Annotated in this window: 19 protein-coding genes and 1 pseudogene; 13 read left to right on the top strand and 7 right to left on the bottom strand. The window is 68.8% G+C overall.

Annotated features, from left to right (window positions below):
- Positions 1–77: 77 nt before the first annotated feature.
- Complete coding sequence (locus tag GOY17_RS14765; protein ID WP_115842567.1) at positions 78–1250, bottom strand: PilT/PilU family type 4a pilus ATPase; 1173 nt, start codon at positions 1248–1250, stop codon at positions 78–80.
- A gap of 129 nt (positions 1251–1379) precedes the next feature.
- Positions 1380–2417 carry a type IV pilus twitching motility protein PilT gene (locus tag GOY17_RS14770; RefSeq protein WP_115842568.1) on the bottom strand — a complete coding sequence of 346 codons (1038 nt, stop codon included), beginning with the start codon at positions 2415–2417 and terminating at the stop codon, positions 1380–1382.
- A gap of 110 nt (positions 2418–2527) precedes the next feature.
- Between GOY17_RS14770 and GOY17_RS14775 the strand changes: the two genes are divergently transcribed.
- The 3 genes from GOY17_RS14775 to GOY17_RS14785 are packed head-to-tail and all read left to right on the top strand — an operon-like array spanning position 2528 to position 4609.
- Entirely contained in the window at positions 2528–3211 is a 684-nt protein-coding gene (locus GOY17_RS14775) for a YggS family pyridoxal phosphate-dependent enzyme (RefSeq protein ID WP_232338443.1), read from the top strand.
- A 36-nt stretch (positions 3212–3247) separates the two neighbouring features.
- Positions 3248–4084: a pyrroline-5-carboxylate reductase gene (gene proC, locus GOY17_RS14780; RefSeq protein WP_157030967.1), complete on the top strand. Its 837-nt coding sequence runs from the start codon at positions 3248–3250 to the stop codon at positions 4082–4084.
- Positions 4085–4096: 12 nt separating this feature from the next.
- The gene (locus tag GOY17_RS14785) at positions 4097–4609 is read left to right on the top strand and encodes a DUF4426 domain-containing protein (RefSeq protein ID WP_157030968.1); all 513 of its coding nucleotides are present in this window, start codon (positions 4097–4099) and stop codon (positions 4607–4609) included.
- A gap of 226 nt (positions 4610–4835) precedes the next feature.
- Here GOY17_RS14785 and GOY17_RS14790 read toward each other — a convergent pair whose 3' ends face one another.
- The 3 genes from GOY17_RS14790 to pdxH are packed head-to-tail and all read right to left on the bottom strand — an operon-like array spanning position 4836 to position 6734.
- On the bottom strand, positions 4836–5636 hold the full coding sequence (locus tag GOY17_RS14790; protein ID WP_157030969.1) for a cobalamin-binding protein: 801 nt from the start codon (positions 5634–5636) through the stop codon (positions 4836–4838).
- Positions 5633–6091, bottom strand: coding sequence for an aminoglycoside 6'-N-acetyltransferase (gene aac(6'), locus GOY17_RS14795; RefSeq protein ID WP_157030970.1), 459 nt, complete (start codon positions 6089–6091; stop codon positions 5633–5635). The genes GOY17_RS14790 and aac(6') overlap by 4 nt, the downstream gene beginning before the upstream one ends.
- Before the next feature lie 40 nt (positions 6092–6131).
- Complete coding sequence (gene pdxH / locus GOY17_RS14800) at positions 6132–6734, bottom strand: pyridoxamine 5'-phosphate oxidase (RefSeq protein WP_157030971.1); 603 nt, start codon at positions 6732–6734, stop codon at positions 6132–6134.
- 17 nt (positions 6735–6751) lie between these two features.
- Between pdxH and GOY17_RS14805 the strand changes: the two genes are divergently transcribed.
- The 5 genes and pseudogenes from GOY17_RS14805 to hemE all read left to right on the top strand — a co-directional run bounded on the left by GOY17_RS14805 (position 6752) and on the right by hemE (position 10819).
- Positions 6752–7558, top strand: a complete 807-nt coding sequence (locus GOY17_RS14805; protein WP_157030972.1) for a kinase — start codon at positions 6752–6754, stop codon at positions 7556–7558.
- Positions 7559–7580: 22 nt separating this feature from the next.
- Positions 7581–8105: pseudogene (locus GOY17_RS14810) on the top strand (shikimate kinase); the annotation flags it as partial.
- Between the two features lie 113 nt (positions 8106–8218).
- Positions 8219–9325 carry a 3-dehydroquinate synthase gene (gene aroB, locus GOY17_RS14815; protein ID WP_157030974.1) on the top strand — a complete coding sequence of 369 codons (1107 nt, stop codon included), beginning with the start codon at positions 8219–8221 and terminating at the stop codon, positions 9323–9325.
- Between the two features lie 38 nt (positions 9326–9363).
- Positions 9364–9618, top strand: coding sequence for a WGR domain-containing protein (locus tag GOY17_RS14820; protein WP_115842577.1), 255 nt, complete (start codon positions 9364–9366; stop codon positions 9616–9618).
- A 130-nt stretch (positions 9619–9748) separates the two neighbouring features.
- On the top strand, positions 9749–10819 hold the full coding sequence (hemE, locus tag GOY17_RS14825) for a uroporphyrinogen decarboxylase (protein ID WP_157030975.1): 1071 nt from the start codon (positions 9749–9751) through the stop codon (positions 10817–10819).
- A 789-nt stretch (positions 10820–11608) separates the two neighbouring features.
- On the opposite strand, the gene GOY17_RS14830 is transcribed toward hemE, so the two are convergent.
- A complete protein-coding gene (locus GOY17_RS14830) occupies positions 11609–15145 on the bottom strand; it encodes a ligand-binding sensor domain-containing protein (protein WP_157030976.1) in 3537 nt (1178 codons plus the stop codon).
- 182 nt (positions 15146–15327) lie between these two features.
- Here GOY17_RS14830 and GOY17_RS14835 point away from each other — a divergent pair, with 182 nt between their 5' ends.
- From GOY17_RS14835 to GOY17_RS14850, 4 genes are all read left to right on the top strand, one after another.
- Positions 15328–16071, top strand: coding sequence for a YceI family protein (locus GOY17_RS14835; protein WP_425482275.1), 744 nt, complete (start codon positions 15328–15330; stop codon positions 16069–16071).
- Entirely contained in the window at positions 16068–16661 is a 594-nt protein-coding gene (locus tag GOY17_RS14840; RefSeq protein ID WP_157030977.1) for a cytochrome b, read from the top strand. The genes GOY17_RS14835 and GOY17_RS14840 overlap by 4 nt, the downstream gene beginning before the upstream one ends.
- A complete protein-coding gene (locus GOY17_RS14845) occupies positions 16661–17230 on the top strand; it encodes a YceI family protein (protein ID WP_157030978.1) in 570 nt (189 codons plus the stop codon). Before GOY17_RS14840 ends, GOY17_RS14845 begins: the two co-directional genes overlap by 1 nt.
- Positions 17231–17800: 570 nt before the next feature.
- Entirely contained in the window at positions 17801–18043 is a 243-nt protein-coding gene (locus tag GOY17_RS14850) for a hypothetical protein (protein WP_157030979.1), read from the top strand.
- A 22-nt stretch (positions 18044–18065) separates the two neighbouring features.
- Here the strand turns inward: GOY17_RS14850 and GOY17_RS14855 are convergent, their stop codons facing one another.
- On the bottom strand, positions 18066–18320 hold the full coding sequence (locus GOY17_RS14855; protein WP_157030980.1) for a glutaredoxin family protein: 255 nt from the start codon (positions 18318–18320) through the stop codon (positions 18066–18068).
- Positions 18321–18424: 104 nt separating this feature from the next.
- On the opposite strand from GOY17_RS14855, the gene GOY17_RS14860 reads away from it, so the two are divergent.
- The gene (locus GOY17_RS14860) at positions 18425–19822 is read left to right on the top strand and encodes an L-serine ammonia-lyase (protein ID WP_157030981.1); all 1398 of its coding nucleotides are present in this window, start codon (positions 18425–18427) and stop codon (positions 19820–19822) included.
- Positions 19823–19923 lie beyond the last annotated feature (101 nt).

Raw genomic sequence — 19923 nt, forward strand, 5'->3', positions numbered from 1 at the left:
GCGCTCCGCATCGCCGCTGGCCATAACGAAAAAGCCCCGCATGCGCGGGGCTTCTGCGTAGATCGAAAGACCGGGAATCAGCGGACCTGTGCCAGCTCCACGCCGTCGAGCCCGGCCGCGAGCGTCTTCGCGTCGCCGCCCTGCGCGAGCTTGATGCGCAGGCGCACTTCGTTCTGCGAGTCGGCGTAGCGCAGCGCGTCCTCGTAGGAAATCTCGCCGGCCTGGTACAGCTCGAACAGCGCCTGGTCGAAGGTCTTCATGCCCAGCTGCACGGATTCCTTCATCACTTCCTTGAGCTTGTGGATCTCGCCATCGCGGATGTAGTCCTGCACCAGCGGCGTGCCCAGCAGGATTTCCATCGCCACGCGGCGGCCCTTGCCGTCCGGCGTCGGGATCAGCTGCTGCGCGACCACGCCCTTCAGGTTCAGCGACAAGTCCATCAGCAGCTGCTGGCGGCGGTCTTCCGGGAAGAAGTTGATGATGCGGTCCATCGCCTGGTTGGCGTTGTTGGCGTGCAGCGTGCACAGCACCAGGTGGCCGGTTTCGGCGAAGGCGATGGCGTGGTCCATGCCTTCGCGCGTGCGCACCTCGCCGATCATGATCACGTCCGGCGCCTGGCGCAGCGTGTTCTTCAGCGCCGCTTCCCAGCTGTCGGTGTCGATGCCCACTTCGCGCTGCGTGATGATGCAGCCCTCGTGCTTGTGCACGAATTCGATCGGGTCCTCGATGGTGATGATGTGGCCGGTCGAGTTGAGGTTGCGGTAGCCGATCATCGCCGCGAGCGAGGTGGACTTACCCGTGCCCGTCGCGCCGACGAAGATGATGATGCCGCGCTTGGTCATCGCCAGCGTCTTGATCACCGGCGGCAGGTTCAGTTCTTCCACCGTCGGGATCTTCGTCTCGATGCGACGAAGCACCATGCCGACCTGGTTGCGCTGGTAGAAACAGCTCACGCGGAAGCGGCCGACGCCGGCGACGCCGATGGCGAAGTTGCACTCGTGCGTCTTCTCGAATTCCTCGCGCTGCTGCGGATTCATCACGTTCAGCACCATGTCGCGCGACTGCTGCGGCGTCAGGGCGTTGGGCGTGATCGGCGCGATCTTGCCGTGCACCTTCATCGACGGCGGCATGCCGGCGGTGATGAACAGGTCCGACGCCTTCTGGTGCGCCATCAGCTTCAGGAACGAGGTGAAGTCGATGGCGCCGGAGGCGTTCGTGGCGGGCGTGGTGCCGGTGGTGTTGGTGCTCATGCATTTTTCCCCTTGGCCGCGACCGGCGATCTGGCCTGCGGGATTGGCTGGAGCGACCGCCCCTGCGTCCCGACCCGATCCCGCTCCGCGGTTTTACGAATCCCGAATCCCGATTCCCCAATCCCGGAATTACTCGAACAACCGCTTGTCCTTCGCGTATTCCTTCGCCTGCGGACGCAGGATCAGGCCGCGCTTGACGAGGTCCTGCAGGTGCTGGTCGAGCGTCATCATTCCGTAGTTCTGGCCGGTCTGGATCGCCGAGTACATCTGCGCGACCTTGTCTTCGCGGATCAGGTTACGGATGGCCGGGATGCCGACCATGATTTCCCACGCCGCGGTACGACCGCCGCCGACCTTCTTCAGCAGCGACTGCGAGATCACCGCGCGCAGCGATTCGGACAGCATCGAGCGCACCATCGGCTTCTCGCCGGCGGGGAACACGTCGATGATTCGGTCCACGGTCTTGGCCGCCGAGGAGGTGTGCAGCGTGCCGAACACCAGGTGGCCGGTTTCCGCGGCCGTCAGCGCCAGGCGGATGGTTTCCAGGTCGCGCAATTCGCCGACGAGGATGTAGTCGGGGTCTTCGCGCAGCGCCGAGCGTAGCGCCTCGTTGAAGCCGTGCGTGTCGCGGTGCACCTCGCGCTGGTTGATCAGGCACTTCTGCGAGGTGTGCACGAATTCGATCGGATCCTCGACGGAGAGGATGTGGCCGTATTCGTTCTTGTTGATGTGGTCGATCATCGCCGCGAGCGTGGTCGACTTGCCCGAGCCGGTCGGACCGGTCACCAGGATCAGGCCCTGCGGCTGCTGGATCAGCTCGCGGAAGATCGGCGGGCAACCCAGGTCGTCGAGCGTGAGCACTTCCGACGGAATCGTACGGAACACCGCACCGGCGCCGCGGTTCTGGTTGAACGCGTTGACGCGGAAGCGCGCCAGGCCGGGAATCTCGAACGAGAAGTCGACTTCGAGGAATTCCTCGTAATCGCGGCGCTGCTTGTCCGACATGATGTCGTACACCAGCGCGTGGACCTGCTTGTGGTCCAGCGCCGGGATGTTGATGCGGCGAACGTCGCCGTCCACGCGGATCATCGGCGGCAGGCCGGCGGACAGGTGCAGGTCGGATGCTTTGTTCTTGACCGAGAACGCCAGAAGTTCGGCGATATCCATTCGTGCTCCCCTGCACAGCTGGAATGAAACGGTGGTACGGAATTTCCCCTGACGGCAGTATAGCCCTGCCCCCTTGCCCCATTTCCAGCACTTTTGTCAGGAACTGAGACGTGCGCGCGCGCGCCCTGAAGGACATTACGCTCCAGCTTCAAAACGCGGCCGCCTCCGCCGGCAGGCCAGGCCCGCGCCTGCTCGCAGTCAGCAAGACCCAGGATGCGACCGCCGTCGCGGAACTGGCCGATGCCGGCCAGCGCGCCTTCGGCGAGAACTACGTCCAGGAGGCGGCCGGCAAGGCCGCCGAACTCGCCGGTCGGGGGCTGGAATGGCACCTGATCGGTCACCTGCAGTCGAACAAGGCACCGGTCGCCGCGGCCCTGTTCGACTGGATCCAGACGGTCGACCGCCCCAAGCTCGTGGAGGCGTTGGCGCGCCACCGCCCCGCCGACCGCCCGCCGCTGAACGTGCTGATCCAGGTGAACATCGACGACGAGGCCAGCAAGCACGGCTGCCAGCCCGACGACGTCCCCGCCCTCGCGCGGGCCATCGCCGCCGAGCCGCGACTGTGCCTGCGCGGGCTGATGGCGATCCCGACACCGCATCCGGATCCGGAACGGCGCCGCGACGCCTTCCGCCGCACGCACGCGCTGTTCGACGCGCTGCGCGCCGGCTATCCGACGGTCGACACGCTGTCGATGGGCATGAGCGACGACTACGCCATCGCGATCGCCGAAGGCGCGACGATGGTGCGCATCGGCACCGCGCTGTTCGGCGCGCGGCCGCCCAAGGGCGCGTAGCCCGGCGGCCGCCGGTCGCGTTGGTATCCTGCCGCCATGAACGATTCCGCTCCCCGCACCCCGACCGTCGCCTTCATCGGCGGCGGCAACATGGCCCGCAGCCTGATCGGCGGCCTCGTCGCACGCGGCCGCCCGGCGGGCGCCATCCGCGTCGCCGAGCCCGTCGCCGTCCTGCGCGATGCCCTGCAGACCGACTTCGGCGTGACCTGCGCCGAGCACGCCACGTCCGCGGCCGAGGGCGCGGACGTCTGGGTGCTCGCGGTGAAGCCGCAGGTCATGCGCGAGGTCTGCGCGACCCTGGCTCCGCTGGCGCTGGCGCATCGCCCGGTGGTGGTGTCGATCGCCGCCGGCATCACCACCGCGCAGCTCGAGCGCTGGCTCGGCGGCGACCTCCCCGTCGTGCGCGCGATGCCGAACACGCCCGCGCTGCTCGGCGCCGGCATCACCGGCCTGTTCGCCAACGCGCGCGCGAACGATGCGCAACGCGCGGACGCGGATGCGCTGCTCGATGCCGTCGGCCCGACGGTCTGGATCGACGACGAAGCGAAGATGGACGCGGTGACCGCCGTATCCGGCAGCGGCCCGGCCTACGTGTTCCTGCTCGCCGAGGCGATGCAGGCCGCCGGCATCGCACAGGGCCTGCCCGCCGATGCCGCGCGGGCGCTGGTCCGGCAGACGCTGCTCGGCGCTGCGACGATGCTGGTGAAGCAGGACGAACCCGCCGACGTGCTGCGCACGCGGGTGACGTCCCCCGGCGGCACCACGCAGGCGGCGATCGAAACCTTCGAGGCGGGCGGCTTCCGCGAACTGGTCGACCGCGCCATCGCGGCGGCGACCGAACGCGGCCGCCAGTTGTCCGCCGCCAACGACTGACCGGAGCGAACCATGCACGTTCCCAGCCCGCGCCACGCCTTCGCCGCGTCCCTGCTGTCCGTCGCGCTCACTGCCTGCGACGGAAGCGCGCCGCCTGCGCCGCCCTCGGCACCCGCGAACGCGTCCGCCTCGCAGGAAGCGGTCAGCCGCATCGGCGATGTCACGATCCGCGCGTCCGCGATTCCCACCTCGACCTTGAGCGAACCGGTCGCGCGCCAGTACGGCATCGCGCGCAACGACGACACGGTGATGCTGCTCATCGGCGTGCGGCAGGGCGAAGGCGCGCAGGAAACCGCGCTGCCAGCGCGGATCGTCGCCACCGCGAGCGACCTGCGCGGCCGCAAGCACGTCATCGACATGCGCGAGTTGCGCAGCGGCGATCCCGGATCGCCGCAGGCGCTGCTCGATTACGTCGGCACCGTCGAGGTGTCCCCGCCGGACACGCTGCGCTTCGACGTGCAGATCGTCCGCGAGAACGGCGCGACGTCGCAGATGCAGTTCTCGCGGGATTTCTATCCGCGGTGATTCGGGATTCGCTGAGCATCTCCGAAGCCGTCATCCCGGCGAAAGCCGGGACCCAGGCCCGCAGCGCGCGGGGCACTTCCTCACCGGTCAACCACCTCCGCGTCATTCCAGCGAAAGCTGGAACGCAGGCCATCAGGCCTTCAGATGCGCGGAACCGACGACGTGACAGCCTGGATCCTGGCCTTCGCCGGGATGACGACAACCGTCCCGGCCTGACCCAGCCGAACTACCCGCCCCGCTCCGCCCAGCGCCGGATCACCCTCGCGATCTCGCCAACGCCATCGGTCAGAGATGCCGGTCCCGGCTGCAGGATGATCGGCGACTTGATCTCGTGCAGTTCGCCGTCGCGCACCGCGGGGATCGCGTCCCAGCCCGGGCGTGCGGCTACTTTCTCGGGGCGGAACTTCTTGCCGCACCATGACCCCAGGATGATGTCGGGCGCGCGTCGCACGACCTCCGACGGATCCTCGAGGATGCGTTGCTTTGCCAGCGATTCGGCCGCGCGTTCGGGAAAAACATCGTCGCCGCCGGCGATGCGTACCAGCTCGGCGACCCACTGGATGCCGCTGATCAGCGGCTCGTCCCACTCCTCGAAATACACCTTCGGCCGCTGCGCGAGTTTCGCGGCCTGCGCGGCGATGTCGTCCAGGCCGCGCTGCAGTTCGTCGGCGTACGCGTTGGCGCGATCGGCCACGCCGACGAGCGCGCCGAGCCGGCGGACGTAATCGATGATGCCCTCCACGCTGCGATGGTTGCTGATCCACACCTCCACGCCGTGGCGGATCAGCTCGCCGGCGATTTCCGCCTGGATGTCGGAAAACCCGATCACGAAGTCGGGCCGCAGCTTCAGGATCTCGCCGATCTTCGCGCTGGTGAACGCGCTGACTTTCGGCTTTTCCTTGCGCGCGATCGCCGGGCGCACGGTGAACCCGCTGATGCCGACGATGCGATCCTGCTCGCCCAGCGCGTACAGCGTTTCGGTCGGCTCCTCGGTGAGGCAGACGATGCGGCGCGGCCCGTGCGTCATCGCGTCGCTCCCGCAAGCGCCTTGCGAAAATACACCACGCGCTCGGTTTCCTCGAAGCCGTACGCAGCGTGCGCGGCGTGGCTGGCGGTGTTGTCGATCAAGGCATCGGACGCGAGCTCGTGGCATCCGCGCTCGCGCGTCCACCGTTCGACCGCGTCGACCAGCGCGCGACCGACGCCGCTGCGACGTGCCGCCGGAATCACGTAAAGCCCTTCGAGGAAGCCGACCGGCGAGCTTTCCGTACCGTTGACGTAGTCGTGGCGGAGGGTCGCTTCGGCAAACCCGATCGCCTGGCCATCCGCATCTAACGCGAGCAACACGAGCTGATCGTTTTCTTCCAGCTGTGCGAGCAAGGCATCGACGGTGTCGTCGGCATCGGGCCACAGCGACAGCCGCATCGCCATCCACGACGCCAGATTCCGCGTGTCGGCGCGACGCACGCCGTGGAGGCTCATGCGCCCTGTCCTGCGGCGACGCGCTTCAAGCCAGCCGATCTCATGGGAAGAGCATCCGGCGATGCCAGTCGCCGGCGACGTCGCGCTCGTACGCCTGGCGCTCGTGCAGGCGGAAGTTCGCGCCGTACCAGAACTCGATCGTGTCCGGCTTCACGCGCAGTCCCGTCCAGCGCGGCGGACGCGGCACGTCGCGGCCTTCGAATTCGCGTTCTGCCTGCGCAAGTCGCTCCTCGAACTGCTCGCGCGCTTCCAGCGTTTCCGATTGCTTCGACGCCCATGCGCCGAGCTGGCTTCCGCGCGGACGCGATGCGAAGTACGCGTCGGCTTCCTCGTCGCTGACGATTTCCACCGGCCCTTCGATGCGCACCTGCACGCCGTCGCGCACGCGCGGCCAGTGAAACAGCAGCGCGGCGTGCGGATTGGCCTGCAGTTCGCGCCCCTTGCGCCCGTCCAGGTGCGTGTAGAACACGAAACCGCGCGCATCGTGCGCCTTGAGCAGCACCGTGCGCGCCGACGGTCGCGCGTCGAGGCTGGCGGTGGCGACGGTCATCGCGGTGCGGTCGGGCTCGCCGGCGCGTTGCGCTTCGTCGAACAGGGCATCGAACGTGGCGAGGGCTTCTTTGAGCAGGTCGGGCGTGTCCATTGCGCTATTGTGGGCCGATGCCGCCCCGTGTGCACCCCGCCGCCGGATTCGACGCTGCGCTGGTGGCGGACCTCCTCGCCGATGCGTTGGCGCCCGGCGTGAAGGTGTACGGCATCTGCGGCCTGCAGGGCTCGGGCAAATCCACGCTGGCCGCGCAGCTCGCCGCGATGGCGCGTTCACGCGGGCTGCGCGTCGCGGTGCTGTCGGTGGACGACCTGTACTTCGGGCGTGGCGAACGCCGGCGCCTCGCGCGACGCGTGCATCCGCTGCTCGCCACGCGCGGGCCGCCGGGCACGCACGATGTGACATTGGGCTGCGCCACGCTCGACGCGCTGCGCGCGGGCACGCCGGTCGCACTGCCGCGCTTCGACAAGCTCGCCGACACGCGCCTGCCGCCATCGCGCTGGCGACGCGTCGAGGCGGTGGACCTGGTCCTGTTCGAAGGCTGGTTCCTGTGCACGCCGCCGCAGGACGAGGCCGCGCTGCGCGAGCCGATCAACGCCGTCGAACGCGATGAAGATGCCGACGGCACGTGGCGTCGTTACTGCAACGACGCGCTCGCACGCGACTATCCCGCGCTGTGGTCGCGCATCGACCGGCTGCTGTTCCTTCGGCCGCCGTGCTTCGAGACCGTGCCGCAATGGCGCTGGCAGCAGGAGCAGGCGATGCAGGCGCGTCGACGGGCCGAGCATGGCATGTCCCGTGCCGACATCGACCGCTTCGTCGCGCTGTTCGAACGCGTGAGCCGGCAGGCGCTGCGCACGCTGCCCGGCATCGCCGACCGGACGCTGCGGCTCGATGCGCAGCGACGCCCGGTCGGGTGACGCAGCGCTTAGAATCCTCGGGATGAACCCCGCGTCCAACCTCGTCCTCGTCGGCCCCATGGGCGCAGGGAAGACCTGCGTCGGGCGCCGCGTGGCCGAGCGCTTCGGGCTGCGGCTGGTCGATGCCGACCACGAGATCGAGCGCCTTGCCGGCACGAGCATCAACACGATTTTCGAGGTCGAAGGCGAAGCCGGTTTCCGCGCGCGCGAAAGCGCCGTGCTCGCCGCGTTGCTGGCGCAGGACGGCATCGTCCTGTCCACCGGCGGCGGCGCGGTGCTCGATCCGGACAACCGCCGCCGCATGCGCGAACGCGGCTTCGTCGTGCACCTGGTGGTGAGCGTGGAGCAGCAGCTCGCGCGCCTGGCACGCGACCGCAGCCGGCCGCTGCTGGCACGCGGCGATCGCGAGCAGGTGCTGCGCGATCTCTCGACGCGCCGCGCGCCGCTGTACGCCGAAGTGGCCGACCTGGTGTTCGACACCGACGCCCACGACAGCGCCGGTGCGGCCGAGCTGCTCGCCCGCGAGCTCGACGTGCGCTGGCAGCGCGCGACGGACACGCCGGCTTCATCGTCCCCGGCGGGACAATGCGAACTTCAGGATGACGAAGCTGCGGACGGCCAATCCTCGCCCCGCCCGTCGTCCCCCACTCCGGAATTCCCATGAGCACCATGCGCACGGTCAAGGTCGATGGCGAGGCGCGCTACGACATCTGCATCGGACCGAACCTGCTCGGCGATTCGGCGCTGCTCGCGCATGCGCTGCGAGGACGCCATGCGCTGATCGTCAGCGATGGCAACGTCGCGCCGCTGTACGCCGACCGCGTCGAAGCCACGCTGCGTGCCGCGCGGCCGACGCTCTCCATCGCCTGCTTCGTGATTCCGCCGGGCGAACAGGAGAAGACGCTCGCGCGCTTCTGCGAGGCGCTCGACGCGCTGGCGAAGCTCTGCGCGACGCGAGACGCGACGGTAATCGCGCTCGGTGGCGGCGTGGTCGGCGACCTCGCCGGTTTCGCCGCGGCGTGCTGGATGCGCGGCATCGACGTGGTGCAACTACCGACGACGCTGCTGGCGATGGTGGATTCCTCCGTCGGCGGCAAGACCGCGGTCGACCTGCCAGCGGGCAAGAACCTCGTCGGCGCGTTCCATCCGCCGCGCGCGGTGATCGCCGACACCACCACGCTGCGCACACTGCCCGAACGCGAGCTGCGCGCGGGACTGGCGGAAGTCGTGAAGTACGGCGCGATCTTCGACGCCGAATTCCTGACGTGGCTCGAACATCATGCCGACGCGCTGCTGGCCGGCGACGACGCGGCGCTGTCGGAGGCGATCGCGCGTTCGTGCCAGTACAAGGCCGAAGTGGTGTCGCGCGATCCCTACGAACATGGCGAGCGCGCGTTGCTCAATTTCGGCCACACCTTTGGCCACGCGATCGAGGCCGCGCAGGGCTACGCCGGCGCCGGCAGCGCCGCGCTGAACCACGGCGAGGCGGTGGCGGTCGGCATGGTGCTGGCGGCCCGGCTGTCGGCCGCGCTCGGTCTGGCGCACGCGTCGGATACGCACCGTCTGCAGGCGCTGCTGCAGCGGCTGGGCCTGCCGACGGTGATCCCGGCTGGCCTGGAGCCCGAGGCGCTGCTCGACCGCATGCGCCTGGACAAGAAGGCCGAGGCCCACGGCCTGCGCTTCGTGCTGTGGGAACGCGCGGGGCTGGCGAAGATCGTCTCCGGCGTGCCGGACGAGCGCGTGCTGGACGTGCTGCGCGGCCGCTGACGGCGCCTCGTACACCGGCGCTCGTTACAATCCGTACCATGCGACTGCTCCTGCAACAACGGCCCGACGGCCGCGAAGCGCCCCGCTTCGTCCAGCTCATGCTGCAGCCCGACCTGCTCGGCGGATGGACGCTGGTGCGCGAAAGCGGCCAGATCGGCGGGCGCAGCACCCTGCGGCGCGAGCAGTTCCTCGACCAGGCCAGCGCCATGGCCGCGCTGGAATCGGCGCGCGACCAGCAGCTCAAGCGCGGCTTCCAGCTGATGTTCGTGCAGGGCGCCGACGCCCCGAAATAGCCGCCCGCCGAAACAGTCCGGTTCGTCGCGGTCCCGAGCGGGCACGGCGCGAGCCGCGATAATGGCGGCCGTTCGACCCGCCGCTCCGCCGATGCCCCGCGTCGCGCGACCCCGAAAGCAAGGACTCCCGATGACCGCCACGCCCCCGAAGAACGACCGTTTCCTGCGCGCCCTGCGGCGCGAGCCCGTCGACCGCACGCCCGTGTGGCTGATGCGCCAGGCCGGCCGCTATCTGCCGGAGTACCGCGCCACGCGCGCCGCGGCCGGCAGCTTCCTGGGCATGGCGAAGAATCCCGAACTGGCCTGCGAGGTGACGCTGCAACCGCTGCGCCGTTTCCCGCTCGACGCGGCGATCCTGTTCTCCGACATCCTGACCGTGCCCGACGCGATGGGCCTGGGGCTGTATTTCGTCGAAGGCGAAGGCCCGAAGTTCGAGCGCCCGGTGCGCACGCACGAGGACATCGCGAAACTCGCCGTGCCCGACATGGACCGTGAGCTGCGCTACGTCACCGACGCGGTGCGCACGATCCGTCGCGAACTGGACAACGCCGTGCCGCTGATCGGTTTTTCCGGCAGCCCGTGGACGCTGGCCTGCTACATGATCGAAGGCGGCGGCAGCGAGAACTTCTCGAAGGTGAAGGCGCTCGCACTGAACGACCCGGCGGCGATGCACCGCCTGCTCGAGGTCGTGAGCGATGCCGTCATCGCGTACCTCGACGCGCAGCGCCAGGCCGGCGCGCAGGCGCTGCAGGTGTTCGATACGTGGGGCGGCGTGCTGTCGCCGTCGATGTATCGCGAGTTTTCGCTGCGCTACCTGAAGAAGATCGCGCAGGCGCTGCCGCGGGGTGAGGAACAAACCCCGCTGATCCTGTTCGGCAAGGGCAACGGCGCGTACCTGGAAGAGCTGGCCGACAGCGGCGCCGAAGGCGTCGGCATCGACTGGACCGTCGGCCTGGGCGATGCCGCACGCCGCACCGGCGGCAAGGTCGCGCTGCAGGGCAACCTCGACCCGGTGACGCTCTACGCGCAGCCCGACGCGATCCGCCGCGAAGTCGGCCGCGCGCTAGACGATTACGCGCAGGGCAACGGCGGCTCGCGCGAAGGCCACGTCTTCAACCTGGGCCACGGCATGTCGCCCGACATGAGCCCCGACCACGTCGCCGCGCTGGTCGCGGCGGTGCATGAGTTGAGCGCGCGGTAAGGCGATTTAGCCCCTCTCCCACCGGGAGAGGGGTTGGGGTGAGGGGCAACGAAGGTGCGGCGCTCACTAGCCAGTGCAGGGAAAAACTGCGCTGTTGCTTTACCGGATCTCGCCAAGATCAAGATGGATTCCAGCTTTCGCTGGAATGACGAAGTCGTGGTTCGCCGCTGCTGGAGTGCCCGAACGCTGAGGGCCTGGATCCCGGCTTCCGCCGGGAAGACGGCGTTCCTATGGCCGCTCCCGGACTTTCGCTGGAATGGCGACGCTTTAGCCCCTCTCCCACCGGGAAGAGGGGTTGGGGTGAGGGGCAACGAAGGTACTGCGCTCAACCGCGAGTGCAGGGAAAAACTGCGCTATTGCTCTGCCGGATCTCGCGAAGATCAAAATGGATTCCAGCTTTCGCTGGAATGACGAAGTCGTGGTTCGCCGCTGCCGGAGTGCCCCAACGCTGAGGGCCTGGATCCCGGCCTTCGCCGGGATGACGGTGTTCCTACCGCCGCGCCTCCTTTAACGCCGGAATGACGGTGCTCTAGCCCCTCTCCCACCGGGAGAGGGGTTGGGGTGAGGGGCAACGAAGGTGTGGCGCTCACTAACCAGTGCAGGGAAAAACGGCGCTGTTGCCTTTCAACGATCTCGCGGCCACCAGAATGGATTCCAGCTTTCGCTGGAATGACGAAGTCTGGCTCGCCCGCTGCGAAGTGCCCCAACGCTGAGGGCCTGGGTCCCGGCCTTCGCCGGGATGACGGTGTAGAAGAGGGCGTCGGGCCGTCGGCGCTGGTGTGGAAACCCCTACGCCATCTCCACCCGCGGAACGCCCTGCAGCAGCGCGGCCAGCATCGCGCCGGTCACCGGCTTGCGCAGGAAGCCCTGGAAACCCGAGGCCATTGCCTGCGGTTCGGCGTCGGCGTCGGCGCGGGCGGTGATCGCCAGCAGCGGCCGGTCGAAGCCCTGCATCCGCAGGTGCGAGGCGAGCGCGAGGCCGTCCATGCCGGGCAGGTCCAGGTCGAGCAGCGCCGCGTCGAAGGTTCCGGTCGCCGATTCGGCGAGCGCGGCCAGCGCATGCGAGACATGCGTGACGCGATGGCCCTGCGCGCGCAGCAGGCCGCAGATCACCTCGGCCACCGTCGGATCGTCTTCCACCAGCAGCAGCGTCAGCGGGCCGCCGCGCGAGTCGAGCAGCGCCTGCGCGTCGTCGTGGGTTCCGGGCACGACCGCGTGCGGCAACGGCAGCACGACGATGAAGCGCGCGCCTTCGCCGGGCGCGCTTTCCAGCTCGATCGAGCCGCCCATTTCCGCCGATAGTTCCTGGCAGATCGCCAGGCCCAGCCCGCTGCCGCCGTAACGCGCGGCCGTGCGCGCACCTTCGGCCTGTTCGAAGCGGCGGAACAGGCGCGCCTGTTGTTCGCGACTCAGGCCCGGGCCCGTGTCGATCACCTCGAAACGCACGCCGCGGGGCGACAGCGCGCCCACGCGCAGTTCGACGCAGCCTCGCTCGGTGAACTTGATCGCGTTGGCGAGGAGGTTGAGCAGGATCTGGCAGACGCGGCTCGCGTCGCCGCGCATGCCGGCCGGCGCGTCGTCGTCCACGATGACGCGGAACGCGAGGCCTTTCTGCTTCGCCAGAGGCGCCATCAGCGTCGTCGCCTCATCGACGACATCGCGAAGATCGAACGGCTCGTCGGCCAGTTCCAGGCGGCCGGATTCGATGCGCGCCAGGTCGAGCGCGTCGTTCACCAGCCTCAGCAGGTGGCGGCCGGCGCGACGGATCGACTCGACGTGGCTGCGTTGCTGCCCGTCCAGTGGCGTGTCGAGCAGCAGCTCGCTCATGCCCAGCACGCCCGTCATGGGCGTGCGCACTTCGTGGCCGAGCGTGGCGAGGAAGCGCGTCTTGGCGAGCGAGGCCTGTTCGGCGAACTCGCGTTCGCGCTCGGACAACTGCCATGCGTGGCGACGTTTGAGGCGGCGCCGGTACGCGTCGGCGCTCCACCAGCCCACCGCGACGACGATGCCGGCGAAAGCGGTCATCGCGATCCACGTCTGCCACCACGGCGGCTGCACGCTGACGGACAGCGTCTGCGGTGGCGACCAGATGTTGTCGGCCGCGCGCGCGACGATCTGCAGCGTGTAGTCGCCGGGATCGAGCTGCGAATAGACGCGTTCGCCCGTCGAGTCGACGTCGACCCAGTCGGCGTCGTAACCGCGCAGGCGGAAGCGGAACGCGTGGTTGCGCGCGTCGTTGAACGACAGCAGTCGCGCGACCACGCGCAGGTCGCGGTCGCCAGGCTTGAGCACGATCGGCTGCGAGGCATCCAGCGGCGTGCGCAGGTCGGCGCGGCTCACGTCGACGCTCTGCACCAGCAGGCGCGGCGGCTCCACCGAGGGATGCACGTCGGCCGGCGCGAACATCACCAGGCCATCGGGCGAACCGACCAGGATGCGGTCGCGATCGCGCGTCATCACCGGCCGGCTCGGGAATTCCTGGTTGGAAAGGCCATCGCGCACGCCGTATACGCGCACGACGCGGCGCTTGGGCTCCACGCGCAGCAGACCGCGCACCGTGGTGGCCCACACGACGCCGTCGGGATCCACCGCCAGTCCGTTGAGCGCGACCTCCGGCATGCCCGCGAGGCGATCCAGGCGTTCCACGCGCGTGAGCTTGTCGCCGTCCCAGCGATAGGCTTCCAGCACGCCCAGGCGCGCGATCCACATGCGGTCACGACCTTCCTGCGCGAAGCTGAGGATCGTGCCCGACGGGGCGCCCGGCACAGGCACGAAGCGCCGCGCGGTGTAATCCCATTGCGACAGGCCGTCGGACCACGCCAGCCACAGCGCGCCGTTCGGGCCCACGCCGATCTGCTGGATCGTGCCGCCTTCCGGCGGACCGCGCAGGTCGCCGGGAACGATCGATTCGATGCGAACGCCCTCGGCCGTTCGTGCCTGCACCTCGCCGCCCTGCCCCGCCGTCCAGACCAGCCCGTCCGGTGTTTGCGCGAGATAACTGCTGCCGCTTGGGACCGGGTCGCGTTCGTCGTGCGCCGTCCAGCGGCGCGCGTGTCCCGTCCGCGGATCCAGTCGCACCAGGCCGTCGTGGTAGCTCATCCACACGTAGCCGGCGCGGCCTTCGAGCACGGAGTAGACGATGTAGCCCTCGCTGAAATCGCGCGCGACGTGCGTCACCGCGCCGGTGCGCGGATCGAAGCGGTCCAGCACGCCGCCGGTGCCGACCAGCCACATGCTGCCGTCGCTGCTGGGCGCGATGCCGTGGACGGCGGCATTGCCCAGCGACGTCGGGTCGTCCACCTGCCGCGAATACAGCGCGAACTGGCGCCAGTTCGCCGGCAGGTACCACAGGCCGTTGCCGGCGCTGCCGAACCACACGCCGCCTTCGCGATCTTCCAGCGACGAGGTCCACGACGGACGCACGATGCCCTGCGAGGACGCGCTGAACAGTGGCACGTTCTGCAGCCGGCCGTTCTGCTCGATCCCCATGCCCTGCGGCGTGTCGAACCAGTACTGCCCGGCGCGGTCGCGCACGAGGATGTCGAGCACCGTCGCGCCTTCGCCCAACGCGCGGAAAGGTGTCGCGTCGAAGCGACCGTCGCGCCCGCGCGTGCCGACGCCGCGCGGCGTGCCGAACCACAGCGTGCCGTCGGGCTGCACGCCGATGGAATTGATCACCGGCGAGCCGAAGGTCGACGGCGGCACGCGATCGAAGTCGCGACCGTTCCAGCGCGCGGCACCATCGCGCGTGGCGATCCACAGGTCGCCATCGGCCGTGGTGCGCAGCTGGCTCACTTCCAGGCTCGGCAGGCTGCGCGCGTCGTCGGGTCGCGGCACGAAACGCTGCACGCGACCGTCGGGATCCAGGCGATGCAGGCCCGCCGACGCGGTGCCGAACCAGATCGCGCCATCGGGCGTGGAGGTCACCGACCACACGTTGTCGCTGCCGATGCCGGGCGTGTTGTGCGAGTCGTAATGGCGGAACGTGCGACGGTCGGTGTCGAGCATCGCCAGGCCCGCCTGGCTGGTGCCGACCCAGATGCGGTTCTGCGCGTCGACGTGCACCGACCAGAGGTAGTTGTCGAGCAGGCCATCGCCGGCGCGCCAGATCCGGAAGGTGATGCCGTCGTAGCGCGCGAGGCCGTCGCTGGTGGCGATCCACAGGTAGCCGCTCTGGTCCTCGGCGATGCCGTTGATGCTGTTGGACGGCAGGCCGTCGGCGACCGTGAGCTGCCGCGGGCGCGGGATCGCGGGACTGGCCCACGCGACCGACCAGGCGACATGGCACACGGCGCACAACAGCAGCGCCCACGGCAAACGGATCATCGAATTCCCCTGTCTCTACAGGTGCACGTCTTACGTGGGTCGGGCGGGATCGGCAAGGGGAATGGCCCTTTTCCAGCCGTCCCGGGTCGCGTCCGCGGCTGCAACGGTTCGTTACGCCACTCGCCCGCCCTGTTCACCCGGCTGCGCCTAGAATCCCGGCATCGTCCACGCCGGAGAGCCCGATGCCCGACCGCCCCGCTCCGGCGCGGAAGCCTCCCGCCCTCCGACCGCCGTATCGCGCCGCATGGCTCGCCCTCGCCGCGCTGTGCATGGTGCCGGCCGCCCAGGCATTCGAGCCCGAGACCTACGCGATCGACCCGGTCCACACGCGGGTGCTGTTCGCGATCGACCACGCCGGGTTTTCGAAGGCGATGGGCACCGTTTCGGGCAGCACCGGCACGCTGGTGTTCGATCGCGACGACTGGGCCAGCGCGCGTCTGGACGTACGCGTGCCGCTGGAGCGCCTGGACCTCGGCGACGCGAAATGGAACGACGCGGTGCGCGCCACCAACCTGCTCGATACGAAGCGCCACCCCGACGCGCATTTCGTCTCGACGAAGATCGAACCGGCCGACGCCGACCATGCGAAGGTCTGCGGCGACCTCACCCTTCGCGGCGTCACGAAGCCGCTGTGCATGGACGTGACCTTCAACGCGCTCAAGCGCCATCCGCTGCCGCCGTTCCGCCGCACCGCCGGGTTTTCGGCGACCGCAACGCTCAGCCGCAGCGCGTTCGGCATGAGCGCGTGGCCGACGGTCATCGGCGATCAGGTCGAACTTCGCATCGAGGCCGAAGCCGAACGCGCGCGCAACGGAACCGATGCGCAGCAGGCGCCGGAATCGACGGAACCCTCCGCGTCGCCGGAAACGTCCGTCGAATCGCAACCCGAAACACCGCCCGCAACCGAACCCGAGCCCACGCCATGATGTTGAGAAATTCCGCCGACCGTTGGGGTCCCGTCAGCCAGCTGCTGCATTGGCTGATCGTGCTGCTGATCCTCGGGCTCGGCGTGATCGGCCTGGTCATGGTCGAACTGCCGAAGTCGCCGCGCTGGTTCTGGGTCTACGACCTGCACAAGTCTTTCGGCCTGACGGTGCTGGCGCTCGTCGTCGTGCGACTGCTGTGGCGCTGGTTCGCCGGCGCGCCGAAACCGGTGGCCGGCACGCCGCGCGTGCAGGAACGCGTGGCGACGGTCACGCACGTGCTGCTGTACGTGCTGACCTTCGCGGTGCCGTTGTCGGGCTGGATCTACGACTCGCTGAGCGGCCTGCGTCCGCTGCGCTGGTTCGGCCAGTTCAAGGTGCCCAAGCTCGCCGATCCGAGCCAGGCGCTGGCGCCGGTCATGCGCGACACGCACGAATGGCTGTTCTGGGCGCTGATCGCGCTGGTCGCGGTGCACGCGGCGGCGGCGTTCTACCACCACCTGTTCCAGCACGACGACACGCTCGCGCGCATGCTGCCGCGTCGTCGTCGCGCGGCCTCCCCAGATCCGCCCCCCGTTCCGGAGATCCATTGATGTCTACCAAGCCCGTCCTGCTGGCGCCCGCCCTGCTGGCGACCGCGTTGGCCGCGTTCGCCCTTCCCGCCTTCGCCGCCGATTACGTGCAGGCCGCAGGCTCGTCGCTGACCTTCGCGAGCAAGTACGAAGGCGAAGTGTTCACCGGCAAGATCCCCGGCTTCACGACGAAGCTGAGCTTCGATCCGGCGAAGCTCGCCACCTCCAAACTCGACGTGGCCATTCCGCTCGCCGGCGCCAGCACCGCCAACAGCGATCGCGACGACACGCTTCGCGGCGCGGATTTCTTCTCGATCGCCAAGTTCCCGCAGGCGCGCTACACCGCGACGAAGTTCCGCAGCCTCGGCGGCAACCAGTACGCCGCCGACGGCACGCTGACCCTGCGCGGCGTCGCCAAGCCGGTGACGCTGACCTTCACCTGGACCCCCGGCGCGCAGCCGGTGCTGAGCGGCAAGGCGACGGTGAAACGACTGGACTTCGGCGTCGGCGGCGGCGACTGGGCCGACACGGCGCTGATCCCGAACGAGGTCGCGGTGAGCACGAAGGTGGTATTCGCGCCGGCGAAGTAATTCGCCTGTTGCGGTATCGGGATAGGCATTCGCGAAGGACGTAGCTGCGCCGGTTATCCGGGTGCGCTTCGCTTGCCCGGCTACAAGAGCTGCCCGCACCCCAACCCCTCTCCCGCACGCGGGAGAGGGGCTACGCGGCGCACTCGCCGTCATTCCAGCGAAAGCTGGAATCCACCTGCCGTTGCCGTTGCCGTTGCCGTTGCCGTTGGCGTTGGCGTTGGCGTTGGCGTTGCTGTTGCTGTTGCTGTTGCTGTTGCTGTCGAACAGCCTATTCGTCGCTAGCCCCGAAGGGCGCCGCACAGGATGTGCGGCGGTGAGCGCTGAGCCATGGATGGCGAATCGCGAACGCGCCTACTCCTTCGCCGGTCGCAGGATTGATTTGTCGGGGAACTGCCTTTTCTTTTGGTTACTTTTCTTTGGGCAAGCAAAGAAAAGTGACCCGAGCGCCGCAGGCGATCGGAAGCTTGGCGGGTGATTCTTCTTTGCTCTTTGAACGTCGCAGGGAAAGCATGAAACGTCCCTGGATGGTGCCGCCATGCGGCGGCCCAGAAGCGGCCCGCCTTCGCGGGAATGACGAGCAAGAGCAAGAGCAACAGCAACGGCAACAGCAGCGGCAACGGCAACAGCAGCGGCAGCGGCAGCGGCAGCGGCAGTGGCAGTGGCAGTGGCAGTGGCAGTGGCAAGATCAAAGTGGATTCCAGCTTTCGCTGGAATGACGGTGAGGTGGGTCACCGACGCGAGAGTGCCCGAACGATGCGGGCCTGGATCCCGGCTTTCGCCGGGATGACGGGTAACGAGCAGCGCGTCGGTTAAGCCTGATTCAAAAAAAAGGCGACTACGCGCCCGCAAGAAACCGCGACACCGCCGCAACGTCGAACGGCCAGTCCAGTTCGATCCCGCGCGTCTCGTCGCGCAGCACCGGCACGCGCACCCCGTACCGCGACTCCAGCGCGTCGTTGTCGTCGATGAACACGCTCTCGAACTCCGGCGCGCGCGCCAACGCGAGCACCTCCAGCGCCAGGTCGCACAAATGGCAATCGTCGCGCTGGAACAGCGTCAGCGGGGGTGCGACGGTGGGCACGTCCTGCATCGCAATGCGCCGGAGTATGGCGGGGCGGGCCCCGCGGGCCGCGTAGAATAGCGGGAATTCCGGCGCTGCCGTCGTGCGCGTCGTGCCCTCTTCCGGAGCAGTACGTGGCCGTCAGCAGTTTCGACCTCTTCAAGATCGGCATCGGGCCGAGTTCGTCCCACACCGTCGGCCCGATGCGCGCGGCCGCGCGTTTCGTGCAGCGCTGGCTGCTCGAAGGCGGCAACGGCGACGGCAGCGACCTCGCGCGCACCGCACGCGTGCGCGCCGAGGTGTTCGGCTCGCTGGCCCTCACCGGTCGCGGCCACGGCACCGACAAGGCGGTGCTGATGGGACTGGAAGGCCACCTTCCCAACGAGATCGACCCGGACCTGATCCCGGCCGCGCTCGAACGCATCCGCAGCAGCAAGCGGATCCGCCTGTTCGATCGCCACGAGATCGGCTTCGACGAGAAGCACGACCTCATCATGAACAAGCGCCAGAAGCTGCCGTTCCACACCAACGGCATGCGCTTCACCGCATTCGACGCCGAAGGCAACGTGATCGCGACGCGCGATTACTACTCCGTCGGCGGCGGCTTCGTGGTGAACCAGGACGAGGCGGCCGAAGACCGCATCGTCGCCGACACCACCGAACTGCCGCATCCGTTCCGCTCCGGCGACGAACTGCTGGCGCGCAGTCGCGACAGCGGCCTGAGCATCGCGCAACTGATGTACGCCAACGAGCAGGTGTGGCGCACGCCGGAGCAGATCGACGCGGGCCTGGACGAGATCTGGAACGCGATGCAGGCGTGCGTCGCGCGCGGCATCCGCGAGAAGGGCACGCTGCCGGGCGGGCTGCACGTGTCGCGCCGCGCGCCGGCGCTGCACAACGAACTCGCTTCGCGTCCGGAAGCGGCGATGCGCGATCCGCTCACCACCCTGGACTGGGTGAACCTCTACGCGCTGGCGGTGAACGAAGAGAACGCCGCGGGCGGGCGCGTCGTCACCGCTCCAACCAATGGCGCGGCGGGCATCATTCCGGCCGTGCTGCATTACTACGATCGCTTCTGCCCCGGCGCCAACATCCAGGGCGTGCGCACGTTCCTGCTGACCGCTGCGGCGGTGGGCATCCTCTACAAGGAAAACGCGAGCATCTCCGGTGCCGAAGTCGGCTGCCAAGGCGAAGTCGGCGTCGCGTGCTCGATGGCGGCGGCGGGTTTGACGGCGGCGATCGGCGGCACGTCGAGCCAGATCGAGAACGCCGCGGAAATCGGCATGGAACACAACCTCGGCCTGACGTGCGATCCGATCGGCGGTCTCGTGCAGATCCCGTGCATCGAGCGCAATGCCATGGGCGCGGTGAAGGCCATCAACGCCAGCCGCATGGCGATGCGCGGCGACGGCAAGCACAAGGTCTCGCTCGACAAGGTCATCAAGACCATGCGCGACACCGGCCGCGACATGCAGGACAAGTACAAGGAAACCTCGCGCGGCGGTCTTGCGGTGAACGTCATCGAGTGCTGATGCGTCCTCCTTCGTGCACGCAACGGGCCGCACAAGCGGCCCGTTTGTTTTTCGGCGTCTTGACGATGGCTGCCTGACGCCGAGGTGCGCTTCGACCTTCC

Source organism: Lysobacter soli, from assembly GCF_009755585.1.
Lineage (GTDB): Bacteria > Pseudomonadota > Gammaproteobacteria > Xanthomonadales > Xanthomonadaceae > Lysobacter_J > Lysobacter_J soli.